Source organism: Neptunomonas sp. XY-337 (genome assembly GCF_004959845.1).
Classification (GTDB): Bacteria; Pseudomonadota; Gammaproteobacteria; order Pseudomonadales; family Balneatricaceae; genus Neptunomonas; species Neptunomonas marina.
This window is the reverse complement of record NZ_SPLL01000004.1, coordinates 252,076-278,862: the sequence shown is the minus strand read 5'-3', so window position 1 is coordinate 278,862 and position 26,787 is coordinate 252,076. Positions and strand designations below refer to the sequence as shown.

General features: G+C 52.0%; 19 protein-coding genes. 11 read left to right on the top strand and 8 right to left on the bottom strand.

Translation table 11 applies throughout. From position 1 onward, the window contains the following. Window positions 1–282 precede the first annotated feature (282 nt). A complete protein-coding gene (locus tag E4L36_RS11285; RefSeq protein WP_136680698.1) occupies window positions 283–5,046 on the top strand; it encodes an NAD-glutamate dehydrogenase in 4,764 nt (1,587 codons plus the stop codon). A gap of 96 nt (window positions 5,047–5,142) precedes the next feature. On the opposite strand, the gene rep is transcribed toward E4L36_RS11285, so the two are convergent. Beyond that, a complete protein-coding gene (gene rep, locus E4L36_RS11280; RefSeq protein WP_136680697.1) occupies window positions 5,143–7,155 on the bottom strand; it encodes a DNA helicase Rep in 2,013 nt (670 codons plus the stop codon). A gap of 198 nt (window positions 7,156–7,353) precedes the next feature. Between rep and E4L36_RS11275 the strand changes: the two genes are divergently transcribed. Next, on the top strand, window positions 7,354–9,051 hold the full coding sequence (locus E4L36_RS11275; protein ID WP_136680696.1) for a bifunctional diguanylate cyclase/phosphodiesterase: 1,698 nt from the start codon (window positions 7,354–7,356) through the stop codon (window positions 9,049–9,051). Here the strand turns inward: E4L36_RS11275 and E4L36_RS11270 are convergent. The 3 genes from E4L36_RS11270 to E4L36_RS11260 form a co-directional block, all read right to left on the bottom strand. Then, window positions 9,011–10,540 (bottom strand): YifB family Mg chelatase-like AAA ATPase, encoded by a 1,530-nt coding sequence (locus E4L36_RS11270; RefSeq protein ID WP_136680695.1) that lies wholly within the window; start codon window positions 10,538–10,540, stop codon window positions 9,011–9,013. The two genes, E4L36_RS11275 and E4L36_RS11270, sit on opposite strands and share 41 nt — an antisense overlap. Window positions 10,541–10,648: 108 nt before the next feature. Continuing rightward, the gene (locus E4L36_RS11265; RefSeq protein WP_136680694.1) at window positions 10,649–12,208 is read right to left on the bottom strand and encodes an EAL domain-containing protein; all 1,560 of its coding nucleotides are present in this window, start codon (window positions 12,206–12,208) and stop codon (window positions 10,649–10,651) included. 60 nt (window positions 12,209–12,268) lie between these two features. Then, window positions 12,269–12,526 (bottom strand): accessory factor UbiK family protein, encoded by a 258-nt coding sequence (locus E4L36_RS11260; RefSeq protein WP_127693563.1) that lies wholly within the window; start codon window positions 12,524–12,526, stop codon window positions 12,269–12,271. Between the two features lie 407 nt (window positions 12,527–12,933). Here E4L36_RS11260 and E4L36_RS11255 point away from each other — a divergent pair, with 407 nt between their 5' ends. The 7 genes from E4L36_RS11255 (at window position 12,934) to E4L36_RS11225 (ending at window position 20,480) form a co-directional block, all read left to right on the top strand. Then, the gene (locus E4L36_RS11255; protein ID WP_136680693.1) at window positions 12,934–13,782 is read left to right on the top strand and encodes a 3-hydroxybutyryl-CoA dehydrogenase; all 849 of its coding nucleotides are present in this window, start codon (window positions 12,934–12,936) and stop codon (window positions 13,780–13,782) included. A gap of 11 nt (window positions 13,783–13,793) precedes the next feature. Beyond that, window positions 13,794–14,576: an enoyl-CoA hydratase-related protein gene (locus E4L36_RS11250; protein ID WP_136680692.1), complete on the top strand. Its 783-nt coding sequence runs from the start codon at window positions 13,794–13,796 to the stop codon at window positions 14,574–14,576. A 130-nt stretch (window positions 14,577–14,706) separates the two neighbouring features. After that, on the top strand, window positions 14,707–15,423 hold the full coding sequence (locus E4L36_RS11245) for a YebC/PmpR family DNA-binding transcriptional regulator (protein ID WP_136680691.1): 717 nt from the start codon (window positions 14,707–14,709) through the stop codon (window positions 15,421–15,423). A gap of 615 nt (window positions 15,424–16,038) precedes the next feature. Next, window positions 16,039–16,377: a P-II family nitrogen regulator gene (locus E4L36_RS11240; RefSeq protein ID WP_127693559.1), complete on the top strand. Its 339-nt coding sequence runs from the start codon at window positions 16,039–16,041 to the stop codon at window positions 16,375–16,377. 36 nt (window positions 16,378–16,413) lie between these two features. Continuing rightward, the gene (locus E4L36_RS11235) at window positions 16,414–17,685 is read left to right on the top strand and encodes an ammonium transporter (RefSeq protein WP_136680690.1); all 1,272 of its coding nucleotides are present in this window, start codon (window positions 16,414–16,416) and stop codon (window positions 17,683–17,685) included. 192 nt (window positions 17,686–17,877) lie between these two features. Beyond that, window positions 17,878–18,216, top strand: coding sequence for a P-II family nitrogen regulator (gene glnK, locus E4L36_RS11230; RefSeq protein ID WP_127693557.1), 339 nt, complete (start codon window positions 17,878–17,880; stop codon window positions 18,214–18,216). Window positions 18,217–18,371: 155 nt separating this feature from the next. Then, window positions 18,372–20,480 carry an EAL domain-containing protein gene (locus E4L36_RS11225; RefSeq protein WP_136680689.1) on the top strand — a complete coding sequence of 703 codons (2,109 nt, stop codon included), beginning with the start codon at window positions 18,372–18,374 and terminating at the stop codon, window positions 20,478–20,480. Here E4L36_RS11225 and E4L36_RS11220 read toward each other — a convergent pair. Together E4L36_RS11220 and E4L36_RS11215 are read right to left on the bottom strand one after the other, a co-directional pair. Further along, window positions 20,455–21,819, bottom strand: a complete 1,365-nt coding sequence (locus E4L36_RS11220; RefSeq protein WP_136680688.1) for an ATP-binding protein — start codon at window positions 21,817–21,819, stop codon at window positions 20,455–20,457. The two genes, E4L36_RS11225 and E4L36_RS11220, sit on opposite strands and share 26 nt — an antisense overlap. 2 nt (window positions 21,820–21,821) lie before the next feature. Continuing rightward, window positions 21,822–22,520, bottom strand: a complete 699-nt coding sequence (locus E4L36_RS11215; RefSeq protein ID WP_136680687.1) for a response regulator transcription factor — start codon at window positions 22,518–22,520, stop codon at window positions 21,822–21,824. A 148-nt stretch (window positions 22,521–22,668) separates the two neighbouring features. On the opposite strand from E4L36_RS11215, the gene E4L36_RS11210 reads away from it, so the two are divergent. Together E4L36_RS11210 and E4L36_RS11205 are read left to right on the top strand one after the other, a co-directional pair. Next, window positions 22,669–23,133, top strand: coding sequence for a Spy/CpxP family protein refolding chaperone (locus tag E4L36_RS11210; RefSeq protein ID WP_136680686.1), 465 nt, complete (start codon window positions 22,669–22,671; stop codon window positions 23,131–23,133). Window positions 23,134–23,328: 195 nt separating this feature from the next. Then, window positions 23,329–24,849 (top strand): hypothetical protein, encoded by a 1,521-nt coding sequence (locus E4L36_RS11205; protein WP_136680685.1) that lies wholly within the window; start codon window positions 23,329–23,331, stop codon window positions 24,847–24,849. A gap of 394 nt (window positions 24,850–25,243) precedes the next feature. Here the strand turns inward: E4L36_RS11205 and trmB are convergent, their stop codons facing one another. Further along, window positions 25,244–25,948 (bottom strand): tRNA (guanosine(46)-N7)-methyltransferase TrmB, encoded by a 705-nt coding sequence (trmB, locus tag E4L36_RS11200; protein ID WP_136680684.1) that lies wholly within the window; start codon window positions 25,946–25,948, stop codon window positions 25,244–25,246. A 21-nt stretch (window positions 25,949–25,969) separates the two neighbouring features. Further along, on the bottom strand, window positions 25,970–26,755 hold the full coding sequence (locus tag E4L36_RS11195; protein ID WP_136680683.1) for a thiazole synthase: 786 nt from the start codon (window positions 26,753–26,755) through the stop codon (window positions 25,970–25,972). Window positions 26,756–26,787: the final 32 nt, after the last annotated feature.

Here is a 26,787-nt window from a genome sequence, read left to right as displayed (position 1 = left end):
CCTGTCGTTTTGCGCCACAAACTATAGAAATTGCGCCACTGGTGTAATTATTTGCGGAAATCTTTCGTTAAGTCGACTAAAGTATCATCTGCACTGGAATGGTGCAATTCTTAGTATTTTAGTCAGGTATTAAGCGCTATCAGGTCGGCCCTGTTGTTTCACCGCTTTTTTCCCAACTCCCACTATACTCAGAGTTGGAAATTGCTGTTTTTAAGCCAGATAGCGCAGCTAAACCGATAGTCAAAACTCTAATGTCAAATGCGAAAAGCGGAGTACAGCCAGATGGACAGCGAGATAGCCGGTAAGAATAAGAATAAAGTGCTGAGCAAGCTAAGGGATACGTTTAAACGCCGCCTTGGTGACGAACAAGCGGCGGGTGTTTCTGGGTTTGCCGATCTTTTATTATCCCTAGCACCAGAAGATGAGATAGCTCAGCGCCCAGTCGAAGCGTTATATGGCGCGACCCTCTCTACATGGACCTTTATTCAACAATTTGCCTGTCAGCAGTCCAAAATTCAGGTATTTAACCCCGATCTCGAGCAGCATGGTTGGCATAGTAACCACACCGTGATTCAGATCTTGTCGGTGGACTCCCCTTTCATTGTTGACTCTGTACGTATGGAGCTGAACCGCCAAGGTATCGGTATCCACGTGGTCCATAATGTTGTGATCAAAGCTGAGCGTGATGGTGAAAACCTGACCTCGCTGCAAAGCGAAGCGGGATCGCCTGAATCCATTGTGTATCTGGAAGTGGATCGTCATACGGAAGCCGACTTACTGAAGCGCCTGCATGGTGAACTAACGGCTGCAATGAATGCAGTATCTGTCTCAGTACGTGACTTCCCGGCAATGAAAACGCGCGCAGGTGCGTGTGCTGACTATCTCAACGAGATAGGTCACCCTGAGTACAGCTCTTTTGTTACTTGGTTGATGGATGATCATTTCACCTTCTTAGCTAGCGATGAGGTCACTTTCGCTGATGGTGAAGTTACCGTTGTTGGCGAGAGTGAACTAGGCCAGCTGACTGCCAGTGGCTTGATCAATCTCACTGAGTTCACACCGGTATGTGATGCGTTGACCATCACGCGCCACAACGAGCGCTCCCGAGTGCACCGTTTGGCGTACCTAAACCTGATTGTGGTTGGCCGCTTTAATGATGCGGGTGAGTGTGTTGGTGCCACGCGCTTCCTAGGTTTGTATACGTCGCCTGTTTATACCGAGCGCCCACAGCGTATCCCACTGATTCGCAGCAAAGTTGAGCGCGTACTGGCCCGCTCTGGCTTTGATCGCCATGGCCATGCGGGTAAATCGCTAACGCAGGTTCTTAACGATCTGCCTCGCGATGAGCTGCTGCTCGCTACAGACGATGAGCTGTACGGTATGGCGATGAAGGTGTTCTACCTGCAAGAACGCCGCCGTGCATGTCTAGTGGTGCGTGAGGATAAGAGCGGCCAGTTCTATACCTGCCTCTACTACGTTCCGCGTGACCTGTTTACAACCGCACTACGTTTAAACGTACAGCACCTGTTAGGTGATGTGTTTAACGCAGAAGATATCGAGTTTACCAACTGGTTTAGCGAGTCGGTGATGGCGCGTACGCACTTTGTTGTGCGTGTAAAACCGGGCCAAGAAGCACCTGATCTTGAGCAGGTTGAAGCGGATGTACAGGAGCTGTCGCGCTCTTGGAATGATGATTTATCGGCTGCCTTGATCGAAGGCTACGGTGAAGAGCTCGGTACGATCCGTGGTAACCACTACCGTGAAGCCTTCCCTGCTGCGTACCGCGAGCACTTCACCGCGCTACATGCTGTGCATGACATCGGCAAGATGGAAGCGCTAGCAGACTCCCCGTTAACCATGAGCTTCTACCGCTTGCTCGAACAGAGCCAAACGGTCCTGCGCTTTAAACTCTTTACGGCGGAAGTGCCACTGGTGCTGTCGGACGTCATTCCTGTGCTTGAGAACCTTGGCTTGCGTGTGGTTGGTGAGCACCCGTATACGATTCGTCGCACGGATGGTTCGGTGTTCTGGATTCATGACTTCTCGCTCTCCCATGCCGGTGCTGGTGATGAGCCGCTTGATCTGGATGAAGTGAAAGAGATCTTCCAGCAAGCGTTCGCCAAAATTTGGTCTAACGAAGCTGATAACGATGAGTTCAACCGCCTCGTGCTGAGTGCAGGCCTTAGCTGGCGTGAAGTGGTTATGCTGCGTGCATACGCGCGTTACAACCAGCAGTTGCGCTTTGGTTTTAGTCAGGCCTACATTGCCGAGACGCTTGCGCGCCATGTACAGGTGACGCGTTTGCTGGTGGCGTTGTTCCGGGCGCGTTTTGAGCCTGGTCGCCAAGGGCGTACCAAGCTGCAAGCGGTTATGGGTCGAATCGAGAGCTCGATTTTGGATGCGCTCGATAAAGTGGATAATCTTAACGAAGATAAAATTATTCGCCGTTATCTGGAACTGATGAAAGCTACGCTGCGCACGAACTTCTTCCAAGTGAACAGTGCAGGCGAGCCGAAGTCTTATGTTTCTTTCAAGCTGAACCCACACGCGATTGCAGAGATTCCGCGCCCGCGCCCTATGTTCGAAATTTTTGTGTACTCCTCTCGTATTGAAGGTGTGCACCTACGTGGTGGCAAAGTGGCTCGTGGTGGTCTGCGCTGGTCTGACCGACTCGAAGATTACCGCACCGAAGTGCTGGGCTTGGTAAAAGCGCAGCAGGTGAAGAACGCCGTTATCGTGCCAGTTGGCGCAAAAGGTGGCTTCGTTGCGAAATGCCTGCCAACCGAAGGTGGTCGAGATGCCTTTATGGCAGAAGGCATTGCAAGCTACAAAACCTTTATCCGCGGTCTACTGGATCTGGCTGATAACTTGCAAGGTGGTGAAGTGGTGCCGCCAGAAAACGTTGTGCGCCATGACGAAGACGATCCATACATGGTGGTGGCAGCGGATAAGGGCACGGCAACGTTCTCTGATATCGCTAACGAGATTGCCGATGAATATGGCTTCTGGCTGGGTGATGCGTTTGCCTCTGGGGGTTCGCAAGGCTACGACCACAAAGGTATGGGTATTACCGCACGTGGTGCTTGGGAGTCGGTGAAACTGCACTTCCGCGAAATGGGCATCAACACCCAAGCTGATCCATTTACCGTGGTGGGTGTGGGTGACATGGCTGGTGACGTATTCGGTAACGGTATGTTGTTATCGGATAAGATTCGTCTGGTCGCAGCCTTCAACCATATGCATATCTTTATCGACCCAACGCCAGATGAGGCGAAGAGCTTTGTCGAACGTCAACGCATGTTCGAGCTGCCACGCTCAACATGGGAAGACTACGATAAGTCGCTGATCTCTGCCGGTGGTGGTGTCTTCTCACGAGCTGCGAAGTCGATTGATATCACACCTGAGATGAAAAAAGCGTTTGATATCAAAGCCGATAAACTATCGCCAAACGAGCTGATTACTGCGTTGTTGAAAGCGCCAGTGGATCTGTTCTGGAACGGTGGTATCGGTACTTACGTGAAAGCCAGCCACGAAAGCCATGCGGACGTGGGCGACAAAGCGACCGACGCGCTGCGTATTAATGGTAGCGAGCTGCGCTGTAAAGTCGTTGGCGAGGGCGGTAACTTGGGTCTGACTCAGCTCGGACGGATCGAGTACAGCCAGCACGGCGGCAAATGTAATACCGACTTTATCGATAATGCCGGTGGTGTGGACTGCTCCGACCACGAGGTCAACATCAAAATTCTGCTCAACGAGCGCGTGGCTGAAGGTGACCTAACCGTTAAGCAGCGTAACATCTTACTGCGCGATATGACGGACACCGTTGCAGAGCAAGTACTCAAGAGTAACGACCGTCAAGCCCGCGCCCTGAGCTTGGCGCATGAGCACGCGAAGAAGTCTCAGGACGAATATGTGCGCCTGATGAACCGCCTTGAAGATGAAGGCCGTTTGGATCGTGCGCTTGAGTTTTTGCCTGAAGATGATGCTCTGCAAGAGCGTTTACAGCGTGGCCAGAGCCTGACACGTCCTGAGTTATCTGTCTTGATCTCCTACACCAAGGCGGAGCTGAAAGAGGTGTTGACGCACGCGTGGATCACTGACGATCCGTATGTACGCAAAGAGATTGCCGAGGCCTTCCCTGAGCAACTTGTGGAGCGTTTCCCTGCCGCGGTTGAAGATCACCAGCTCAAGCGCGAGATTATCGCGACGCAGGTGGCTAACGCGATGGTCAACCACATGGGGATCACCTTCACAAACCGTATGATGGAGACTGCGGGCCAGTCAGCGGATCAGGTTGCGGTGGCGTATCTGGTGGCACGTGATGTGTTCCAGCTGCGTGAAATCTGGGCTGAAATTGAAGCGCTAGACAACATCGTACCGGCTGAGCAGCAAAATCGTATGCTGGTGGATCTACTGCGCTTGATGCGCCGTGCGAGCTACTGGTTCCTGCGCAACGTGTGCAGCCGTGGCTGCTTCTCGGTGCAAGAGGTGATCGATCGCTTTAAGCCTGCGGTAACACAGATTCGCGAATCTATCTCTGATCTGCTGACAGGCGAGATCAAAACGGCATGGCTGGGCCAACAGCAGAGCCTTATCGATGAGGGCATCCCTGCTGAGCTTGCTTCGCGTATCGCGTGTGCTGAGCGTCTCTACGCTGCGCTAGCGATCAGTGAAGTTGCGATGGAGCAAGAGGAGTCACTGATTCAGACAGCTGAAGTGTTCTTCGTGTTGGGTGAGCGCTTACAGTTGGATTGGGTGAGTGAGCAGATCCGTGCGATTGAGCCAGAGAACCACTGGCAGCTACTGGCTCGTGAAGGGTTTAACGAAGACCTTAATAACCAGCAGCAGGCGCTAACGCGTTCGGTGTTGGCTTCACAAAGCGAGCAGAGCGGTCTGGCACGCGCCGAGGAGTGGTTAGGCCAGAAGGAAGCGGGTCTCGAGCGTTGGGAGAGTATGCTGACCGAGCTGCGCTCTGCAACCGCCTCCGACAGCGCAACCTTTACCGTGGTTATGCGTGAGCTGAACGAGCTTTCGAAATCGCTGTAAGTTGCCCTTTAGTATGCAAAAGGCGCTCTGATTAGAGCGCCTTTTTTGTATCTTTTTCACCGGTGCAGCGTGCAGTTGCGTGCCGCATGTGCAAGCTTACAGGTCGTCAAACATATTGCGTAAGCTATTCAGTGTTGCGCGGCCACGTGCTTGATTCACCCGCTCGTTTTTCTCGCCGTGGCCTTCCGTTTCTAGATCCTCTGGGGGAAGCTCGTCTAAGAAGCGGCTCGGGGTGCAGTCGATCAGTTCTCCAAACTGCTTACGTTGGCGCGCAAGCGTCATGGTAAGGGTTTTCTTGGCTCGCGTAATACCTACGTACGCGAGACGGCGCTCCTCCTCAATATCGCCGTTCTCGATGCTGTTGCGGTGCGGCAGTAGCTCCTCCTCCATGCCCATGAGATAGACATGGGGAAACTCCAGTCCTTTCGAGGCGTGCAGGGTCATGAGTTGCACGCGGTTGGAGTCGTCCTCCTCCTCTTGGCGATCCATGAGATCGAGCAAAATTAAGCGAGCAATCGCCTCCTCAATACCCGCTTCTGGATCATCCTCTTGCAGACGTTCTAAGGTGTTACGTAATGAGTCGACCAAAAAGTAGACGTTCTGCATACGCTTCTCCGCCACCGATTCGCTGGAAGCGTTTTGGAACAGCCACCCTTCATAGTCGATATCTTGGATCAGCTCTTTGATCGCCTGAATCGGATCATCTTCGTAGCATTGGCGATATTTTTGGTGCAGCCAGTGGGTGAAGCGACGTAGCTTTTCAACGGCACTCTTCGAGAGATGTTGCTCAAGCCCCATCTCTTCACAGGCGTCGAATAAGCTCACATCGCGCTCTGATGCATATTCACCCAGCTTTTGCAGCGTGGTGGGGCCTATCTCCCGCCTTGGCAAGTTGATGATGCGCAGGAATGCGTTGTCATCGTCCCGGTTGACCAACACTTTGAGGTAACCCATGAGGTCTTTGATCTCGGCGCGCGAGAAGAACGATGTGCCCCCGGAGAGTTTATAGGGCACTTGATACGACTGCAGTTTGACCTCTAACAAGCGGGCCTGATGGTTGCCGCGATAGAGCACTGCAAAGTCTTTAAATGGGATATGGTTGCGCAGGTGCAGATCGAGGATTTCGGTGGCAACCCGCTCACACTCAGCATCTTCATTTCGGGTATGGACAACCCGTAGCGCATCGCCAAGGCCCATCTCACTCCAGAGCGTTTTATCAAACACGTGCGGGTTGTTTGCGATCAGGGTGTTGGCGGCTTTAAGGATCCGGCTGGTGGAGCGGTAATTCTGCTCTAGCTTGACCACCTTGAGGCTAGGAAAATCGACCTGTAGCTGCTCAAGGTTCTCTGGTCGGGCGCCACGCCACGCGTAGATCGATTGGTCATCATCCCCTACTACGGTGAGTGCGCCGCGGTGCCCAACGAGTTGGCGCACCAGCTTGTATTGGCTGAGGTTGGTGTCTTGATATTCGTCCACCAGTAGATAGCGAATGCGGCGCTGCCAGCGCTCTAACACGTCTGGATGATCCTCAAAAAGGCGTACCGGCGTCCAGATGAGATCATCAAAGTCGACCGCGTTGTAAGCCTTGAGGTGAGTGTTATACGCCTCGTAGGCACGTGCGGCGAGGATCTCTTGCGGGCCTACGGCGCTGGCCTCCGCTTGAGCGGGCAACATCATCTCGTTTTTCCAGTTAGAGATCATGTTACGCACGTAATCGACATGCTCGCTATCTTCGTCATTGTGCAGCAAAAGGTCTTTGATGAGGGTGCGGCTGTCCTGATCGTCGAAGATCGAAAACCCCGCCTTGAGCCCGAGTTGCTTATGCTCGCGGCGAATAATGTTCATGCCAAGGTTATGAAATGTGGAGACAGTTAAGCCCTTGGTTTTACCGGGTAGTAGCTGTGTAACACGCTCTTTCATCTCCCGGGCCGCTTTATTTGTAAAGGTAACTGCGGCGATATGGCGCGCTTCTATGCCGCAGGTTTCCACCAAGTACGCGATCTTGCGTGTGATAACACTGGTTTTACCTGAACCTGCTCCGGCAAGGACGAGGAGTGGGCCACTGATGTAGTGTACCGCTTCGCGTTGGCGTGGGTTAAGTTTGCTCATTAAGGTATATCACCAAGTTGTTGAAATAGGTGGAAAATCAGATACAAAAAAGTTCACGAAGAGCTAGTAAAACTGTCGCTGTTTCATGTTACAGTGGAACAAATTACATGGAGCGGCCCATTATATTACAGATCAACTCGGCATGGTGGCGAGGGTTGGTCACAATTGTCTGTCTTAGATAACGAAGTCGTTTAATTAATGCGATACTCAAAAACGCGCCCGATCAAAATACTCGTGCTAGCCGAAAGCTTGCCATCACAGCTTGCACTACAGCCGCTGCTTAATCACCCAGATCTGCAGGTCAATTTCTATCCTGAACTCTCGGCGTTGACCTCAGCTGCCACCGATATCCGACCGCATCTCATTCTGCTGCAGCAACCTCCCCATCAAGTTTTACATCATTTAGCGCGTTATCAAGGGGTTTTTGAACTGCCTTATACGCCGCTGATTGTGATCGATCACCAAATTGATAACCAGCAGGGTGAGCGGCTCTTAGAGGCGGGCTTTGCCGATTTTATCTCCTTGCAGGACCTGACCGAAGAGTCCCTGCTGCGTAGCTTCCGTTTGCTGACTCAAGCGCAAATCAAAGAGTCTGAAGTTGCTTACCTGCGTGAATCAGACCAACTGACCAAAGTGTGGAACCGTGGGGTGTTTAACCAAGCGTTAGGGCAAGGCTGCTCCTCAGGGGAAGCAGTTGCGCTACTGACCATAGATGTTGACCGTTTGCGTGAGTTTAACCGCCGGTTGGGCTACTGCGCAGGCGATGCCATTATCCGTGAGCTATGTAATCGCCTGCTCGTGTGTACGCCACGCCACCCACTGTATCGCATCGGTAGCGATGAGTTTGCGATTGTTCTAAGAGCAGAAAACGCTGAGAAAGTTCGCCGCAAGGCTGACCGTATGCTCGAAGAGATGGTGGGGATGCTGCATCAAGACTTCGATATCTTAGGTGAGGTGGATGTGGTGAGTACCAGTATCGGGGTCGCCATTGGCACTGCCTGCCAACCGGATGAGCTGATTACTCAGGCGGCCCTCGCCAGTGAGAAGGCTAAACAGCTGCCCGGCTGCAGCTACACCTTTTATGAAGAGAAGCTGCCCCCTAACGAACCCCCTGCTCCCTCAGTGTTAGCGGCGGATATCTGGACTGCGTTGAAGCTGTCTCAGTTTGAGCTCTATTACCAGCCCCGTATCGATCTCGCCAGTGGTCAGATTGTGGGGGCTGAGGCGTTGATGCGCTGGAATCATCCAGAACGTGGCCTGATAATGCCTGACGATTTTATCCCTGTTTCTGAGCATACCGGCCAGATCGTACCCATGGGTTTTTGGGCCATTATGCAAGCGGGACGTGACCTAAAAACCCTACACAGCAACGGCTTACGTTTGGAGAAGCTCGGAATTAACTTATCGTTTCGACAGTTTCAGAACGATACGCTGGCTGAAACCATCAAACGTATTGTGTCGTTGGAAAACATCGACACCAATATCCTTGAGTTTGAACTGACCGAATCATCGTTATTTAGTGACGACCTACACGTCAAACATAGCGTCGATCAACTTTGCAGTACCGGTATCGACTTTTCACTCGATGACTTTGGCACGGGTTACTCGTCGTTTTCGTTATTGCAAAAGCTCCCCGTTAGCACCCTCAAGATTGACCGCTCCTTTGTGGCGGGGCTACCCGATAACAGCGGGGATGCCGAAATCGTTCGTGCGATTATCAGCCTTGCTCGCAATATGAAAAAGCGCGTTATTGCTGAAGGGGTGGAAACCGAGCAGCAATTAGCCTTTTTACGCGAGCACCAATGCGACCAAGCACAGGGTTTTTTATACAGTAAACCGGTGCCACTACCTGCCTTTATGAAGATGCTCCGGGCGAGCGCGTCAGCCCATCTTTAAAGCCCAAGGCTTCCAGCAGGTGTTGATCGGTAACCGCTTCAGACCCTGCTAAATCCGCCAGCGTGCGAGCAACTTTTAGAATACGATGGCACGCCCGTGCCGAGAGCCCAAACTTATTTGCCGCGGTGGCTAGCAGTTGGCGCGTTTCATCGGTGAGCGCACAGATGGTATCGAGCTGCTGGGCTTGTAGGTGCGCATTACGGCATCCCTGACGTTGGTGCTGGCGTTGCAGCGCTGCCGTAACGCGCTCAGCCACCGTAGCACTGGCCTCGTTCTCGCTCTGATCGAGCTGCAAGAGCGTATCGGGTGGGAGTGCAACCACGTTAACGAAAAGGTCGATACGATCCAGCAGCGGCCCCGATAGTTTATCTTGATAGCGGCGTATCTGATCTGGCGTACAGCGGCATTTGCCCGACCGGTCACCATGGTAGCCGCAGGGGCATGGATTCATGGCGGCGATCAGCTGAAAGCGCGCGGGATACTCGGTCTGGCGTGCCGCGCGTGAGATTAAAATCTCTCCGGTTTCTAGGGGCTCACGCAGCACCTCGAGCACTTTGCGAGAAAACTCGGGCAGCTCATCTAGAAATAACACGCCCTGATGAGCGAGTGAAATTTCGCCAGGTTTGGGATGGCTACCACCGCCCACCAAGGCTGCCGCAGAGGCTGTATGGTGCGGTGCTCTAAACGGACGAATTCCGGCGCAGATGGCCTCTACCGCCATACCTGCCACCGAATAGATCGCCGCAGTTTCGAGCCGCTCATCTTCGCTTAGGGTCGGTAGTAGCGTTGGCAAGCGTGCTGCCAGCATACTCTTGCCGCTGCCGGGCACGCCGCTCATTAGCAGATTATGGCCACCGGCCGCTGCGATTTCGAGGGCTCGCTTAGCATTAAGCTGGCCCTTCACATCCGCAAGATCATGGTGATGACTCCCGCGTGTGGTGGGCTGGCAAACCTGAGCGTGCACTTCCGGAAGTGGCTGCTCCCCTTTTAACGCGGCGCAAATGTCGAGCAGATGCGAGCCCTTACGGATCTCCAAGCCTTGTACCAGTGCTGCTTCTGTCTCGTTGTCGGCGGGGATCCACAAGGCACGGGATTCACGCTTACAGGCCACTGCGGCTGGCAGCACGCCGGTGACACCACGTAACTCCCCGGAAAGTGCCAGCTCGCCGATGAGCTCCAGTTGATCGAGCTGCTCCGCCGGTAGCTGCTTCGAAGCAACGAGAATGCCGACCGCAATGGCCAAGTCATAGCGGCCCCCCTCTTTGGGGAGATCGGCGGGTGCTAAATTAATGGTGATACGGCGCTGGGGGAACTCGAATCCCGAGTTGATAATAGCGCTACGCACGCGCTCTTTGCTTTCGCGTACTGCGGCTTCTGGCAGCCCCACCAAAGCTAATGCAGGTAAGCCTGCGGAGAGATGCACTTCAACGGTGACGAGTGGGCTCACAACGCCAATCTGGGCACGTGAGCGAACGATCGCTAGAGACATAATCCTTCCCTGGATATGTTGTGACTAGGAGCAACGTCATACATGGCAGGCACGTATGAAGCCGCTAATGTATTGTTAACTATCTGTATTTAATATGAATTTGGTTGTTTAGAGCTTCTCCAAGATCAGCTGCTCGATCAGCAGGTCGTTAGTGAGCAGCCCACCAAAGTAGTCGCCTTGCATCAACGAGACGCCCTGCTGTGCTAGCTGCAGCCGCTGGCCGGCCGACTGCACGCCATCTGCTGTTAGCGGAATATCAAGATCGTGAGCCATATCGGTTATGTTTTCTAATAGGGCTCGTGTTTGCGGGTGGCTCTCCATCTGCTGCACGAGATTCTCTTCCAGTTTTAGCATCTCAGGCTCCAGCTCTTTGATCTGCTGCAGACTCGGCTGGAACTCACTAAAACCGTTAATCACGATACGAAAACCCAAGGCTTCTAAGTCAAAGAGCAGACCTTCGAACTCTTGAATCTCGACGGCATCAACCTCGAAAAACAGCAAGTTTTTAGCCGCTTCGGGCCACTGCGTGTGGGCACGCAGGTGATTAATAAACTCCGGTGCTTCCAAAATCATGGCAGGAATACGCACGATAATGCCGTTAAAGCCCTTCTGGTGAGTAAGGTCGGTTAGCGGCTCTTGCAACGCATTGAGCATGTGCGCGAGGTACTGCTGGCAGAGGCTGTCAGAGCTGAGTAAATTTTGTAGCTGAGACTCGTCTTTACCGGTACAAGGAGTGTCACGTAGCATCGGTATCAGTTGAGCTGCTTCCATCCGGTGAGAGCGCACCCCATATAGGGGCCTAAACCGGAAACTCAGGTGCTCAAAGCTCGGCTGAAGTAGCTCGGAAAGATCGCTGAGGTGCAGCGCCTTGCGTTGTCTTGCCGGGTCGTACAAACGTACGCCGCTTTGGTTGCTACGCTTCACCGCTTGCAGTGCTTGTTTGGCTGCGCCAGTTAGCTCACCTGCATCGCTCGCTTGGGATGGCGCCAGCGCGACACCTACGGCCACATTGAGATGCAGTGCTTGGCGCTCTAGGCGGATGCCATAGAAAAGTTTCTCGAGCAGCCGGTTGGCAACTGCAACGGCGGCGGCCGCATCGCTGATATTGTTGAGTTGTATGACGAAGGTTTCTTCATCGACACGATACAGGCCATCCCCCTCACGCAGCGAGCTAGAAAGGCGCTCACATACCTCGCTCAGTACCGTGGCGCTGGCTTGTGCACCATACGATGCTTCGACCCAACCCAGCTTCATGATCTCTAAACTAAGTAGCGCGACCTGCTTGCCTCGGCGTTTGGCAAGTGTGATCTGCTCATCAAGGGCGGCTTTAAAGAGCGGTGTAGTGCGGCCAAGCTGCTGTTGGCGCTCGCCAGCAGTTTGGGGCGACGGGCTTACAGCGATCACGAAGTGCTCGAGTGGAGCCACCCAATGAATCTTGCAGCGATACAGCGTGTCGTGTTGGAAGAGCGCCAGTGTCGTTTCGCTTTCGCCAGTGTCACGTGCGCGCGCTAATTGCTGCTGCAACTGTGCAGCGCACGCAGGCGTGTGAATATCACTGAGATGTTGGTGGTGTAGCGCGTCAGCACTGCGTGACAGGAGCGCTAAAAAACTGGGAGATGCGGTGATATAACGTGCTTGATGGTCGATCCAAGCTAGGGTGCTAGGCATTCGGCAGACCTCATTAACGGGGGCCTGCCGGTGCAGGTCAGGCCCGCTACCTAAAGCGCTTTATGATGCGCTGTTGTCCATTTTCTTTTCGAGTTCAGCAACGACTTTTTCGAGTGCCTCGACTTTTTCACGGGTGCGCATCAGTACAGCGGCTTGAGCATCAAACTCATCGCGGGTGACGAGGTCCATCTTGCCTAATGCTGATTGGATAACCGCTTTTACCTGCTGTTGTCCTGGTAGCTCGGTGCCACCATTGTTGAGGGTGTTCAACATTTGGGAAAACTGCTGGCTGATCCCGTCAATAATTTTGTCATTCATGATTTGCTGCCTTGGTCACACTGAATTTACTTTAGTTTACTGCATCCGTTGCAGACTGTCGTTGTTCTGCAGGTATACGTTCAAACTGTTGCTTTAGAGTGCCACTGTACACAACTCAAGTCAGGGTGACGGAAAAGCACTTGCACAAAAATCCATTTGTTAAGATGATAGGTGTTTTCCCGTAATGCGGTGCAGCATTTTATACTAATGTCTGTGGGTGATCTGCGTGCTGGCAGGTTACCTTACAGGTGTACAGCGAGGCGTAATTGGTTTTCGGTATATCTGCGCCTTGGGGAGAGTATCGGGCAGCGAATGTCGGTTCAACCGGATAGATCCATCGTCTGAGCGTATACGTTGCTGAAGCGAATTAGCGCACTTTTTTGCGCTGCAAAATAGAGGTTATCTGAATGAGTATTTCTACAGTAGGTGTCATCGGCGCAGGCCAAATGGGCAATGGTATTGCACAGAGCATGGCGATGGCAGGACTTGAGGTTATTCTGAACGATATTGACGGCGCATCCATTGAGCGTGCACTGGCAACGATCCAAAAGAGCCTGACGCGCATGGAAAGCAAAGGCAAACTGAGCGAGCCGGCAGAGCAAGTTATGGGCCGTATCAAGACCTCTACTGAGTTGAGCGCGCTGGCGCAGACGCAGTTGGTTGTTGAAGCTGTTAGTGAAAATGAAGCGCTGAAGAAAAGTTTGTTCAAGCAACTGGATGAGCTCTGCCCTGCCGAGACTATTCTTGCCAGCAACACCTCCTCTATCTCTATTACGCGCATTGCCGCAGCGACTAACCGCCCTGATCAGGTGATCGGGATGCATTTTATGAACCCTGTGCCGGTCATGAAGCTGGTGGAGGTGATCCGTGGCTTACAAACCTCTGATGAAGTGAATGAAAAGATCGTCGCGCTGGTTGAGCAACTGGGCAAAGTCGCGGTGGGTTCGGAAGATCGTCCTGGTTTTATCGTGAACCGTATTTTGCTGCCAATGATCAACGAAGCAGTCTTCGCACTTTATGAGGGCGTTGGCGAGGCAAAAGCGATCGATGATGCGATGAAGCTCGGCACAGCGCATCCAATGGGGCCGCTTGAGCTGGCAGATATGATCGGCTTGGATACGTGCCTAAGCATTATGGAAGTGCTATATGAAGGTTTCCGCGACTCGAAATACCGCCCATGTCCACTGTTGCGCTCCATGGTTGACGCTGGCTACCTAGGCCGTAAATCAGGCCAAGGCTTCTACAGCTACGAGTAAAGGAGCAGATCATGACAACTGAACAACCCGTACTGCTTGAGTCGTTAGGTGAGGGTGTTGTACTGCTCACCTTGAGCCGCCCAAAAGCGCTGAATGCGTTAGATATGGGGCTGTTAACAGCATTGGATCAAGCGATCACCGAGATCTCGGCACAAGAAGATACCCGTGCTATCCTGATGACAGGAGCCGGTGATAAAGCGTTTGTTGCCGGTGCTGATATCCGCGCGATGAGCCAAATGAGCGCCGTAGAAGCTGAAGCGTTTGCGCGTAAAGGGCAGCAAGTTTTTCGCCGTTTAGAGGACTTGCCGATTCCGGTGATCGCGTTGGTGAACGGTTTTGCTTTAGGTGGTGGCTGCGAGCTTGCGTTGAGCTGTGACTTTATTTTGGCGGCAGAAAACGCGGTTTTTGGTCAGCCAGAGGTGTGTCTAGGGGTGACTGCAGGCTTCGGTGGCAGCCAGCGCTTACCACGTCAGATTGGTCCTGGTATGGCGATGGAGTTGTTGCTAACTGGCCGTAACGTCAAAGCGGAAGAGGCGAAGCAGATCGGCTTGGCGAACCATATCTACCCGCAAGATCAATTGCGTGATGAGGGTATCAAGTTGGCGCAGAAGATTGTGGCGTGTGGACCAAACGCTGTGCGTCTGACCAAGCAACTGGTGATGCGTGGTATGAGCTTAGATCTTGAGAACGCATGTGTACTCGAGAGCCAAGGCTTTGGCCTGTGTTTCTCGACGGACGAGCAAACAGAAGGGATGCAGGCGTTCTTAGAAAAACGCCCCGCTAAGTTTAACTAACGGCCCTCTGTATTTGGTTAACGCCTCCTTCGGGAGGCGTTTTTTATGGCGGATTCGCATGGTATTGCTGGCTTATAAAAGATGTCAGAACGGGTTAACATACGGCTTTTATTGAAAGCAGGATTGAGTAATGGGCCGAGCCTATCAAAACCGTAAAGAGTCGATGGCGAAAACCTCCGATGCAAATGCCAAGCTCTACAGTAAATACAGCCGAGAGATCTATGTTGTTGCTAAGTCAGGTGGTGTCGAGCCTGACGGAAACCTAGCACTACGTGGCTTGATTGAACGTGCGAAAAAAGATCAGGTGCCGGGACACGTGATCGACAAAGCACTGGATAAAGCCAAAGGTGGTTCTGGTGAGGATTTTTCCACCGCGCGTTATGAAGGTATTGGCCCTGGTGGCTGCATGGTGATTGTGGAGTGCCTAACTGACAATCCAAACCGTACCTTTGGTGATGTACGCAACTGCTTTACCAAGAGTAAATCAAAGCTGGGTACGCCAGGTTGTGCGGCACATATGTTTGATCACTGCGCTATCTTTGCGTTCGCGGGTGATGATGAAGAAGCGGTACTCGATGCGCTGATGATGGCAGATGTTGATGTGACGGACATCGAATGTGAAGAGGGTAAAGTTACTGTTTTCGCACCGCACACTGAATATGCCAATGCAAAACGTGCGCTGATGGACGCATTTGGAGAGATCGACTTTGATGTTGATGAAATCCAATTCCTGCCGCAGACCACTTCGCCGCTAGCTGAGGACGATCGTCCGATGTTCGATAAGCTGATGGAGATGCTTAACTTCCTAGATGACGTGCAAAACGTTTATCACAACGCGGAAGCTTAATGCGACGAGCAGCACTACCCAAGCCTTGGCGGTAGTGCTGTTAAATCACGAAATACAGATTAACACTGGCCAACATAGCAAAAACTCAAGCTCTAGACTCGTAACAGCGCTGTGGAGCTTTGCAGGCCCGCTAGTAGTTCAAGAACCACCGACTCCCCCCGCCTGTGTCATGCCTATCGGCTTGTTTAAAGGGTGTTAGGCCTGCTGCCGTCATGAGCATATCAACGGTTGCCGTACACCTCGCGTGCTCCTCTAAAGATCGAACGATTCCCCTCTCTTCTGTAAAAAATCGCCAACCATAGTTTTGATAAGCGCTGGGTCTGATGACATCACATTTGGTGAAGCGAAGAGCCTGCGATGAGCCATATCAGCGCCCGAATTTTTGCTGCAAAAGTGTGCGCAAAAAGTGTGCATTTCTGAAAACTGTGCACCACGAGCACTCTTTAGGCGCGATATACGTGCTGGGTTTTCATGTTGTAGAGCACCTTATAATTTTCCTATCTATTTAATAAATATGGTTTTTTCTTAGTTGGCACGAAGATCGCTAAATACCTGTTGACGATTGATGGTGCATTTGCGGATGCAGATGCCACAAAACATAGCGGGAGAACACCCATGAAGCTGATTTCGGCCATTATCAAACCGTTCAAACTGGATGACGTACGTGAAGCACTTTCAGAGATCGGTGTACAAGGTATCACCGTCACCGAAGTGAAAGGCTTTGGTAGACAAAAAGGACATACAGAACTCTACCGCGGTGCGGAATATGTGGTGGATTTCTTACCGAAAGTTCGCGTAGACGTCGCTGTGGATGATGCTATTGCAGAGCAGGTTGTGGACGCGGTGCAAAGCGTCGCCCAAACCGGAAAGATTGGCGACGGTAAAATTTTCGTGATGCCAATTGAGCAAGCAATCCGCATTCGTACCGGTGAATCCGGCAACGACGCACTCTAAGCCCCGACTAACAAACTCTCGATAGAGGACTTAGCAATGGAAGAGTTACTCAAGACAACTGCCGGCGATCTGACACAGCTCAAGTACGCCGTAGATACGTTCTATTTTCTAATGTGTGGTGCGCTCGTCATGTGGATGGCAGCAGGCTTTGCAATGCTCGAAGCCGGTTTAGTACGCGCTAAGAACACCACCGAAATTTTGACCAAAAACATCGCACTGTATGCCATCGCTTGTACCATGTACCTGCTGTGCGGTTACTTTATTATGTACAGCTCGGATGCGGGCGGCGTGATGCCAAACTTTGGCGCATTGATCGGCGATGAAAACGCTGTTGATGCTGTGCTGGCTGGTGGCGATGATGCGCCTTACTACTCAGCGCGTTCCGATTTCTTCTTCCAGGTTGTATTCGTAGCAACAGCCATGTCAATTGTATCGGGTGCTGTAGCTGAACGTATGAAACTCTGGGCTTTCCTAACCTTTGCTGTTGTGATGACGGGCTTCATCTATCCGGTATCTGGCTACTGGACATGGGGCGGCGGCTTCTTGAGCGAAGCGGGCTTCTCTGATTTCGCAGGCTCAGGCATCGTACACATGGCAGGCGCGGCTGCAGCTCTCGCGGGTGTGTTAGTACTGGGTGCACGTAAAGGCAAGTATGGTAAAGATGGTTCGATCAACGCGATCCCTGGCGCTAACCTACCGTTAGCCACACTGGGTACATTTATCCTGTGGATGGGCTGGTTTGGTTTCAACGGTGGTTCGGAGCTGAAGCTATCCGATGTGGGTGAAGCAAATGCTGTTGCACAGGTCTTTGTTAATACCAATGCGGCTGCGGCAGGTGGTGTGATTGCCGCGCTCATTACGGCACGACTACTTTTCAAGAAAGCCGACCTTACCATGGCTCTGAACGGCGCGTTGGCAGGTTTAGTGGCGATCACAGCGGATCCTCTTTCACCAACAGCCTTGGCTTCTACGCTCGTCGGTGCTGTGGGCGGTACGCTGGTTGTCTTCGCAATCATTTCGCTCGATAAACTGCGCATCGATGATCCTGTAGGTGCGATCTCAGTGCACGGTGTTGTGGGTATCTGGGGTTTGTTAGCGGTGCCTTTGGCGAATACAGACGCTACCTTCGGGGCTCAGCTGCTTGGTATCGTCTCAATCTTTGGCTGGGTATTCTGTGCCAGCATGGTGGTGTGGGTGATCCTCAAAGCGGTGATGGGTATCCGTATCAGCGAAGAGGAAGAGTACGAAGGTGCTGACCTTGCCGAGTGTGGTATGGAAGCTTACCCAGAGTTCAAGGTAGGTAACTAAGCTCAGATAGCGCGACACTGCAAATAAAAATAAGAAATAACAATAACAACGTTGTTGGGGTGCCTTAGGCACCCCTTTATACTTTTGGGTCGGAGCAATGCGTGCTATGCCGATTCACGGTATAATCCGACCCACAATCTATGAGAAGAGCTGGTACACACAGCCGTGATATCAGCCGTAAAGGAGTGAACGATGAAGCTTGTTAGTGCGGTGATCAAACCCTTTAAACTGGATGATGTACGTGAGGCGCTGTCTGACATCGGTATTCAAGGGGTGACGGTAACGGAAGTTAAGGGCTTTGGACGCCAGAAAGGTCACACCGAGCTTTATCGCGGCGCTGAGTACGTTGTAGATTTCTTGCCGAAAGTAAAAATTGAAGTGGCTATTGATGATGAACTGTTGGATCAAGTGATCGAAGCGATCAGCAAAACCGCGAATACAGGCAAGATCGGCGATGGTAAAATTTTCGTGATGCCGCTTGAGCAAGTGATCCGAATCCGTACCGGTGAGAGCGGCCCTGACGCGCTATAAGCCACACTCCAATGCTTGACTTAGCAGGGAAATACGGTGTATTTCTCTGCTTGTATTGTCACTGTTTGCAGACCTTTTGAATAATTGATTTAGATCATCATTCTTGCACAGTCGGTGCGAGTATATTCGTGTGTCCGCATTTCAATGGATTTGAGTTGTTGCATTTGAAAACGTCATGGGATAGCCAACACGCTCTCGACATTGAGCATATCCAGCAGTTTTTTGCCCCTTTCCGCCATGCAAAGCTGGGTGTTGCCTGTGTGCGCCATGATGGATCATTTATCGTGGTGAATGACCAGTTCGCACGCGATGTTGCCTGTGATCTCGAAGATCTCGCTGGACAGAGTCTGCTGCCGGCGCCAGATGATATCGACTATAAACCGGCATTGGCACGCCGTGACGCGCTCTTCAATGGGCAGATAGAGTCCTATCAAGTACAGCGCGAAATTCGCTGCGTCGGAAAACTCCCCCTCTTGGCGTCCCTCGCCGTATCGGCTATCGAAAAAGATCAGCGTGTTTTGGGTGCAGTTGTTGTCTTGACTGATATAAAGCGGGACGAGAAGCAACGTTTAGAACTGAAAAAGCTCTCTTATGCTGTCGAGAATAGCGGCAGCGCAGTGTTGATCACGGACCCCGCTGGGCGCATTGAGTATTTAAACCCGCGCTTTTCGGAGATGACCGGCTACAGTCAAGCGGAACTACTGGGTAAAACCCCGAGTGTCTTGCGTTCCGAGATGACGGCGGACGAGGTATACCGCGATCTGTGGAAGTCTGTCCTGAGCAACAAGTCGTGGCGCGGTGCGCTGATCAACCGTAAGAAGGATGGCAGCTTGTACTGGGCGTATCAGTCGATTGCGCCGATCACTGATGAGAAAGGGGCGCTCGTCAATATCGTTTCGGTTAGCGACGATATTTCGCGGATTAAAGAGAAAGAGCAGCAGATGGAAGCGCTGGCGTATTTCGACCCGCTCACTTCGCTGGGTAATCGCCGAAGCTTTCGGGATCGCTTGGAACGACTGATCCATACGCCCGCTGTGGAGGGCCTCAGTGCGCTATTGCTGCTCGATCTTGACCATTTCAAGAAAGTGAACGATACCATCGGCCATGATGCGGGCGATGAGCTGCTGATCGCCATTGCGAATCGGCTCGTCTTTTGCACCAATGATCAGTGCTCGGTTTATCGCTTAGGTGGTGATGAGTTCACGGTATTGGTGGAGAGTGCGCCAAACCGACAAGCGCTGGAGAAACTCGCGCAAGATGTAATTAGCCTGCTAGCTCAGCCCGTTACGATCGGTCCTCAGGAGGTGATGGTTACGGTCAGTCTGGGAATCACGCTGATCCACTCCGACGGTGATGATGCTAGTGGTTTGTTAAAAAATGCGGACCTTGCGATGTATGACGCCAAGCACTTAGGCCGCAACACCTATTCGTTTTTCCGCCCCCAGATGGATATCGAGGCGAAGCGTGCTATCTCGTTGGAGTTGGATCTGCGCCATGCGATCGACCACCAAGAGCTTGAGCTCGTATTCCAGCCGCTCGTCGACCTGAAAAGTGGTGAGATCAAGGGTATCGAAGCGCTGTGCCGTTGGGAGCATCCTATTGAAGGCGCCATCAGCCCTGAAGAGTTTATCCCTAAAGCTGAAGATACCGGCCTGATCTATAGCCTAGAGCGCTGGGTGATTCATGAGGCCTGCGCGCAGCTGCGCATATTGCATGCCGCGGGATTCCCTAACGTTCAGGTATTTATCAATATCTCTAAGCGCCATTTTGAGGGGGACGCGCTGTTAGAAACACTCGACAGTGCACTGAGCGAAACGCAACTCAACGCGCAGCTAGTCTCCCTAGAAGTGACAGAGGGCCTAATGCTGCGCAATGCAGACGCTGTGCTCGCTACCATGAAAAAAGTGAAACAACGCGGCGTGCGTTTAGCCATCGATGACTTTGGGACAGGCTTCTCATCGTTAAGCTACTTGCGCCAGATGCCTGTGGATATCGTTAAAATTGACCGCTCCTTCATCCAAGACCTGCCCAACGATGCTGAGAACATGGTGATCACCAGTACCGTGATTGCTATGGCTGAGAAACTTGGCTTAATACCTTTGGCTGAGGGCATTGAATTGCCAGAGCAGCAGAGCTTTCTGCAAGATAACCGCTGCTACATGGGACAGGGTTATCTCTACAGTCACCCTTTACCGATGCCTGAGCTGGTGCGTTTACTGTGCCGCAACAACGGCCAATTTATTTCGCAAACGGCGGCAGGTTGATCGTAACCGCCAGACCTTTTGCAGTATTTTCTGCACTGATAGCACCGCCTAAGCGAGTTACCGCGCGTTTCGCGATACTCAACCCTAATCCATAGCCATTGTTACGTTGATCTTGGCGATAGAACGGCTCGAATAGATGGGCTAACGCATCGGGTGCGACGCCGCCGCCTGCATCTGAGATCGTAATCGCTGTGCTCTTACCCACCGGTTTCACATGGATCTCAACACCCGAGTCACTTGGCGTATGTTTGAGGATATTCCCCAAAATATTGCTCAATGCACGGCTCATCAGCTCGCTATTACCCGCGAAGCGGTCATCAGCGCCAGCATCCAGAGTGAGTTGGGTCTCTCGGTTAGGTGCAGTGAAGCGGAAGTCTTCCAGGACTTGCTCAAGGATGGCACTCAAAACAAACGACTCACTTTGGCTATCAAGATGCTCAATACGCGCCAGCGATAACATCTCTTCAATGAGCCGGTCGAGGCGCTCAAACTCGGTGTGCATCCGCTGCACGAGCTTGTCATCGCTACCCAAGCGCTGCTCGAGGAGGCCAGAGACCGCTTGCAGACGTGCAAGTGGTGCCCGCAGCTCATGCGAGACATCTTGCAGCAAACGCTGCTGCCCTTGCAGTGTGTTTTCGACATAGGAGGCCATGTAGTCGAACTCACGGGCGAGTGCACCGATCTCATCACCACGACCCAGCAGGCGTGGCTCTAGCCGGGTACTCAGGTCGCCGCTGTGCAGCTGTTGTACGTGGTCGCGTAACCGATTGATGGGGCGCACGATCATCCAACTGAGCAGTAAGCTGGCGAGTGTGGCGGTGATGATAACCAGCACCGCCTGCATCGATAACAGCAGCGCTTTGAGGCGCGCTATATGGCTTTTAACCGGCGAGATTGGCAGGCTGACCAGATAGTTTTGTCCCGCTTCTGATGTATAGGTGAAGCGGATCTCGTCGCCACTGTAACGGGCTGGGCGGCCAAACAGTAATGCTCCATCTGAAGTGTAGATATTCAGCAGTAGAGCGGGTTTTCTTTTATAGCGATCACGATGGCTACGATGGTCATCATCCCAATCGCGATGTTCCCAATGGTCGTCATCGTAGCGGTCATGGCGGTTCTTTTGTTGGCGGTAAACCAAACGGCGTGCTTTTTCCGGGTCGCGCTCGTAGAGCTCGATGGTTTTCTCAGCTTGCCGGTGTGCACGAATCTCGAGAATCTCGCGTACTGAGCTGCGCTCGGTGAGTTCGCCGATCACGATAATTGTTACCAAAATGACGCTGATGCTCGCTAGCCATGAAACGGCAAAGATCTTCCAAAACAAACGGTTGAAACGGTGCATGACTACTCCTCGCCGATAAACAGGTAACCTTCCCCGCGGATGGTTTTGATCAGCTCTTGCTCGGGCAATACCTTGCTGAGTTTCTGCCTCACTCGGCTAACATGGACGTCGATGGCGCGATCATAGGCGGTCAGCTCACGATGTAATACGCGTTCGGTGAGCTTGGCTTTACTCAACACCACGCCGGGGTTTTGCATAAACTGAGTGATCACGTTGAACTCCGCGCTGGTTAGCTCCAGCGGTGTGTCACGAAATAGCAGGGTCCGTTTTGCCAGCTGTAACGCTAGCCCCCAGTGTTGGATAACTCGCGTATCGGGCGCACTTGGAGGTGTCTGCACACGACGCAGGACCGCGCGTATCCTCGCGAGTAGCTCCCGCGGGTTGCAGGGTTTGGATAGGTAATCATCGGCACCCATCTCCAGTCCTAAGATACGATCAATATCCCCTCCTTTGCCAGTCAGCATGATAACGGGTATCGGGTTGCTGGGGCGTACCTGTTGCAGCAGCTCTAAACCTGACATACCGGGCATCATGATGTCGAACACAGCGAGATCGAAGCGTGCTGGCGGTGCGAGCTGCGCGAGTGCTTGCTCGGCGCTATTTGCGACGCTGATCTCTAGCCCTTCGGTGGTGAGGTAGTCGGCGAGTAGCTCGGTGAGTTCTACATCATCATCAACAAGCAATATATGGGAAGCGGTCATGGGGATATCTCGTTCATCTAATAGCCCTAGTTTAACGCGCTTTCGGTATCGGCTTGGCAGGTTTACTTTTCTTTACACACTGTTTACCCAACTTCGCAGTTTGCTCGCGCACAATGAGCATAACGAAATCGAGAACAGGAGAACGACGATGAAAAAGTTAACACTAGCTGCGCTAATGATTCCGGCACTGATGGTTGGCAATATGGCCGTTGCTGACCGCGGTGATTACGAGCGTTGTGAAGGTAAGCGCGGTGAGTACAGCGAGCATAAGAAGCATCGCGGTGAGAAGATGGCTAAACGTATCGCCAAACGCTTGGATTTGAGCGATCAGCAAGCGGAGTCGCTGCAGGCGCTATTCGCCCAAAAACGTGATGATCGCCAAGAGCGTCGCGATCAAATGCAGCAGATGCATCAAGCAGTACGTGACTTAGATCCAAACGCTGCTGACTATAAAAAGCAGCTTGAGCTAGCGAAACGTAATGCCGCAGATTTCGCGATGGCGCGTGTTGAAGAGAAGGCGCAGGTGCGTGTTGAGATTGCCAAGATTCTTACTGACACCCAATTAGCTGAGTTTGATCAGATGATGGAAAAGCGTAAGGGCCGTCATCACTAAGCGATTGCTTTAAAGTAAGTTCCTTAAATCACATCAGTTTGGCCATAGTTCTGCTATGGCCTTTTTTTGTTTATAGCCTGCTTCAACCGAACGGCACCGCGAGGATTGTGCTAAAAAAGTGTCGCCTGATGCCGATAATCTGACTATTAAATGATCACATTTCCACCTGCTGCAAAGCAGGGGCACGGAGGCGCTATGAAAATTGCTGCATCGCAGCTGGGTTTTGCCAGCCAGCATGATAAGTACGTGACGCAAGCACAGCTGGGTATATCGAAAGAGGTGGGCGCAGGCCCAAATAGCGGTGTCGGCCGTCAACTAGACTACGATGCGAGGATGAGCGCTGCGAAAACAACGGCCGTTAACGCAACGAGCGATGTCGTCACGCAGGGTAAGCTAGACCGGCATCAGCAAGCCGTGAACACCGCTTCGCTTGTCTCCACGGTGATTGGCCGTGACGTGACTATCAATACAGAGCAACCTAACGGCTTCCTCCCTTTACAGGAAAACGCACGGCCGTTGGTCGGTGCGCAAACCTATGAAAACCTCCAAGCGCTTGAACTGAATGTGGATGAATCCGGTACCTTAACCGAGCTACAGCGCTGGGAGCGAGGTCAAACTCAGCCCGCACGAGTACAGGTAGAAGATATCCACATCTATCATGAACATGAGTACTTAAATGTTGCTGCACAGGGCCAAATCACCACCGCAGATGGACGGGAAATTACTTTCGCGCTCGATTTAGAGATGGAGCGTAGCTTCGACCTTGAAGAGCGCTTGGTGGAAACGCGGGATGCTCGTCGGCTGATCGACCCTCTGGTGATTAATTTGCAAGGCGGCGTGGCTGGATTAACGCATAGTAGTTTTGCGTTTGATCTGGATGCTGATGGTGTTGAGGAGGAGATCTCTTTTGTCGGATCAGGCAGTGGCTTCCTTGCCCTGGATAGCAATCAAGATGGTCAAATCAACGATGGATCCGAGCTTTTTGGTACACAGGGAACTGATGGCTTTTCAGACCTTGCGCGGTTTGATAGCGACAACAATCGTTGGATCGATGAAAACGACCCTATTTTCGCAGAGTTAAAGATTTGGACGCGCGACGCAGAGGGTAACGATCAGTTGGTGGGGTTAAAAGAGGCGGGCGTTGGCGCGATCTATCTTGGCTCAACCGCATCCACTTTTGATCTGACGGATGATCAGAACAACCTGCTGGGCCAAGTTAAACGCAGTGGCGTTTTCCTCATGGAGGATGGTGCGGTTGGCAGCATCCAAGAGCTGGATTTAGCCATCCATGAAGCGCAAGCGGCCCCTAAAAATGCAGCGCTAAACCGAGAACTTGATCAGCGTATTGAGGGGCCTGCCCCCGCAGAAGCTGATCGGCTACCGAGCTTTATTGAACTCATGTTACCTGCAGATGATCGTTTGCCACCGGCACGGCGCGAAATACGTGAGCAGCGCACTGAAGTCACTGAACGGATAACATCAAATAGTGTGCAACGTAGCGAGTCCGGTAATGAAGAGGCGGAGGAGGAGCGCTTTTTCTTTATCGATTCTGAGCGTTTAGATGTGTTAACAAGATTACGTGAACAAACAGAGAGCGAATTTAATCCACAAGCAGATCAAGACAGTTATAGTTTCTTGAGAGCAATCATTGAAACACTGAAAACTCAGCGCGAGCAGTTGGAGGCAGAGACCGATCAGGCATTGGACAGATTATAAGCAGTTTAGTGATGGGTTCTTAGCTGTAAGTTATCCTGAGTTTTACCAAGTATATTAAAATATAAATTATTGTTTATAAATGGCTTTAATATTTTATAAACAGTTGTGTGTAACTTTTTTGGTCTTGTTTATAACTGTGGATGGGAGTTAACCTTGTAGGTATCACAAAGATATCAACAGAATATGTGAATATCTTTATCAACACGACTGTCTTATATGGTTGGTGTGTACAAATAATTGGCCTTAACGCACGCGTACTGAATATTTCTATCCAATAAGTTATGCACAGAAGAATCATACAGATTTGAGTGAAAAGGGATGTGAGAGGCGGAGCTTAGGGTTGGTCGTGGCGGAATAAAAAACGGCTGGTCAATGCCAGCCGTTGTTCAATTAACTATTGGGTGCGTTCGAACATTAAGTCCCAAACTCCGTGTCCGAGCTTTTCGCCACGGCGCTGGAATTTCGTCACTGGGCGCCATTGCGGCTGTGGTGAAAAAGCCCCCTCTCCCGCTACGTTCTTATAGCCAGGTGCTGCGCTCATCACTTCCATCATGTGCTCAGCATAGTTTTCCCAATCGGTTGCCATATGGAAAACACCACCAACCTTTAGCTTTTTGCGTAAGCTCTCTGCCAGTTCTGGCTGCACAATACGGCGCTTGTGATGGCGTTTCTTATGCCATGGATCGGGGAAAAAGAGCTGAATGCAATCGAGGCTGCCATCTGGAATCGATTGCGCGAGTACCTCGATAGCGTCTTCACAGAACACGCGGATGTTATCCAAACCCTCTTTATCGGCGTTACTCAGCAACCGGCCTACACCGGGGCGGTGTACTTCAATGCCGATGTAGTTTTTTTCGGGCTGGTTTTTCGCCATTTCGATAAGCGAGTCACCCATGCCAAAGCCGATCTCCAGAACGACAGGTGCCTCACGACCAAACACGTCGTTTAGGTCGAGCAGGCCGTGTTCGAGAGTGAGCCCCATACGCGGCCAAACCTCGTCCATCGCCTTCTGTTGGCCTTCGGTCATACGGCCAGCACGCAGCACAAAGCTGCGCACCTTACGCATATATTTTTGATCTTCGGTGTTTTCTTCGGTCATGCAGATATCTTATTCGGTTGGTTAACCAATAACGCCTTCTAATGGTGAAGAGGCGCTGGCGTATTTCTTACGTGGCATACGGCCGGCTAGATGAGCTTCGCGGCCTGCTTCGATCGCTTTACGCATCGCTGATGCCATCAAAACAGGATTCTGTGCAGCAGCAATAGCAGTATTCATCAACACGCCTTCGCAGCCCATCTCCATCGCAACAGCAGCATCTGACGCGGTACCCACGCCGGCATCGACAATGATAGGTACGTTAGCCGCTTCCATGATGATCTGGATGTTGTGGGGGTTGAGGATGCCAAGCCCTGAGCCAATCAAGGAGCCTAGCGGCATGACGGCAACACAGCCCATCTCTTCGAGCTGCTTCGCAACGATAGGGTCATCGTTGGTGTAAACCATCACCTTAAAGCCATCTTTAACCAGAGTTTCAGCCGCTTGTAGGGTTTCAACGATGTTTGGGTATAGTGTTTTTTGATCGCCCAGTACTTCCAGTTTCACGAGGTCGTGGCCATCGAGTAGTTCACGTGCCAGTCGGCAGGTGCGTACTGCGTCAGCCGCAGTGTAGCAGCCTGCTGTGTTTGGCAAGATGGTGTACTTGTCTGGCGAGATGACATCCAGCAAGTTAGGCTCATCGGCATTTTGGCCGATGTTGGTGCGGCGAACCGCCACTGTCACGATTTCGGCGCCGCTCGCTTCAATGGCTTCACGGGTCTCATCAAGATCCTTGTATTTTCCTGTCCCTACCAGAAGGCGAGATTGGAATGTTTGGCCAGCAATTACTAATGCGTCATCTTTACTCATTCTGGGTATCCTTTTGATAGAAATTTGTAACG

What these genes read in the sequence shown, in the direction of transcription:
- E4L36_RS11285 (WP_136680698.1), top strand. Translation starts at nt 283, where the DNA reads ATGGACAGCGAGATAGCCGGTAAGAATAAGAATAAAGTGCTGAGCAAG.
- rep (WP_136680697.1), bottom strand. Translation starts at nt 7,155, where the DNA reads ATGAGCAAACTTAACCCACGCCAACGCGAAGCGGTACACTACATCAGT.
- E4L36_RS11275 (WP_136680696.1), top strand. Translation starts at nt 7,354, where the DNA reads ATGCGATACTCAAAAACGCGCCCGATCAAAATACTCGTGCTAGCCGAA.
- E4L36_RS11270 (WP_136680695.1), bottom strand. Translation starts at nt 10,540, where the DNA reads ATGTCTCTAGCGATCGTTCGCTCACGTGCCCAGATTGGCGTTGTGAGC.
- E4L36_RS11265 (WP_136680694.1), bottom strand. Translation starts at nt 12,208, where the DNA reads ATGCCTAGCACCCTAGCTTGGATCGACCATCAAGCACGTTATATCACC.
- E4L36_RS11260 (WP_127693563.1), bottom strand. Translation starts at nt 12,526, where the DNA reads ATGAATGACAAAATTATTGACGGGATCAGCCAGCAGTTTTCCCAAATG.
- E4L36_RS11255 (WP_136680693.1), top strand. Translation starts at nt 12,934, where the DNA reads ATGAGTATTTCTACAGTAGGTGTCATCGGCGCAGGCCAAATGGGCAAT.
- E4L36_RS11250 (WP_136680692.1), top strand. Translation starts at nt 13,794, where the DNA reads ATGACAACTGAACAACCCGTACTGCTTGAGTCGTTAGGTGAGGGTGTT.
- E4L36_RS11245 (WP_136680691.1), top strand. Translation starts at nt 14,707, where the DNA reads ATGGGCCGAGCCTATCAAAACCGTAAAGAGTCGATGGCGAAAACCTCC.
- E4L36_RS11240 (WP_127693559.1), top strand. Translation starts at nt 16,039, where the DNA reads ATGAAGCTGATTTCGGCCATTATCAAACCGTTCAAACTGGATGACGTA.
- E4L36_RS11235 (WP_136680690.1), top strand. Translation starts at nt 16,414, where the DNA reads ATGGAAGAGTTACTCAAGACAACTGCCGGCGATCTGACACAGCTCAAG.
- glnK (WP_127693557.1), top strand. Translation starts at nt 17,878, where the DNA reads ATGAAGCTTGTTAGTGCGGTGATCAAACCCTTTAAACTGGATGATGTA.
- E4L36_RS11220 (WP_136680688.1), bottom strand. Translation starts at nt 21,819, where the DNA reads ATGCACCGTTTCAACCGTTTGTTTTGGAAGATCTTTGCCGTTTCATGG.
- E4L36_RS11215 (WP_136680687.1), bottom strand. Translation starts at nt 22,520, where the DNA reads ATGACCGCTTCCCATATATTGCTTGTTGATGATGATGTAGAACTCACC.
- E4L36_RS11210 (WP_136680686.1), top strand. Translation starts at nt 22,669, where the DNA reads ATGAAAAAGTTAACACTAGCTGCGCTAATGATTCCGGCACTGATGGTT.
- E4L36_RS11205 (WP_136680685.1), top strand. Translation starts at nt 23,329, where the DNA reads ATGAAAATTGCTGCATCGCAGCTGGGTTTTGCCAGCCAGCATGATAAG.
- trmB (WP_136680684.1), bottom strand. Translation starts at nt 25,948, where the DNA reads ATGACCGAAGAAAACACCGAAGATCAAAAATATATGCGTAAGGTGCGC.
- E4L36_RS11195 (WP_136680683.1), bottom strand. Translation starts at nt 26,755, where the DNA reads ATGAGTAAAGATGACGCATTAGTAATTGCTGGCCAAACATTCCAATCT.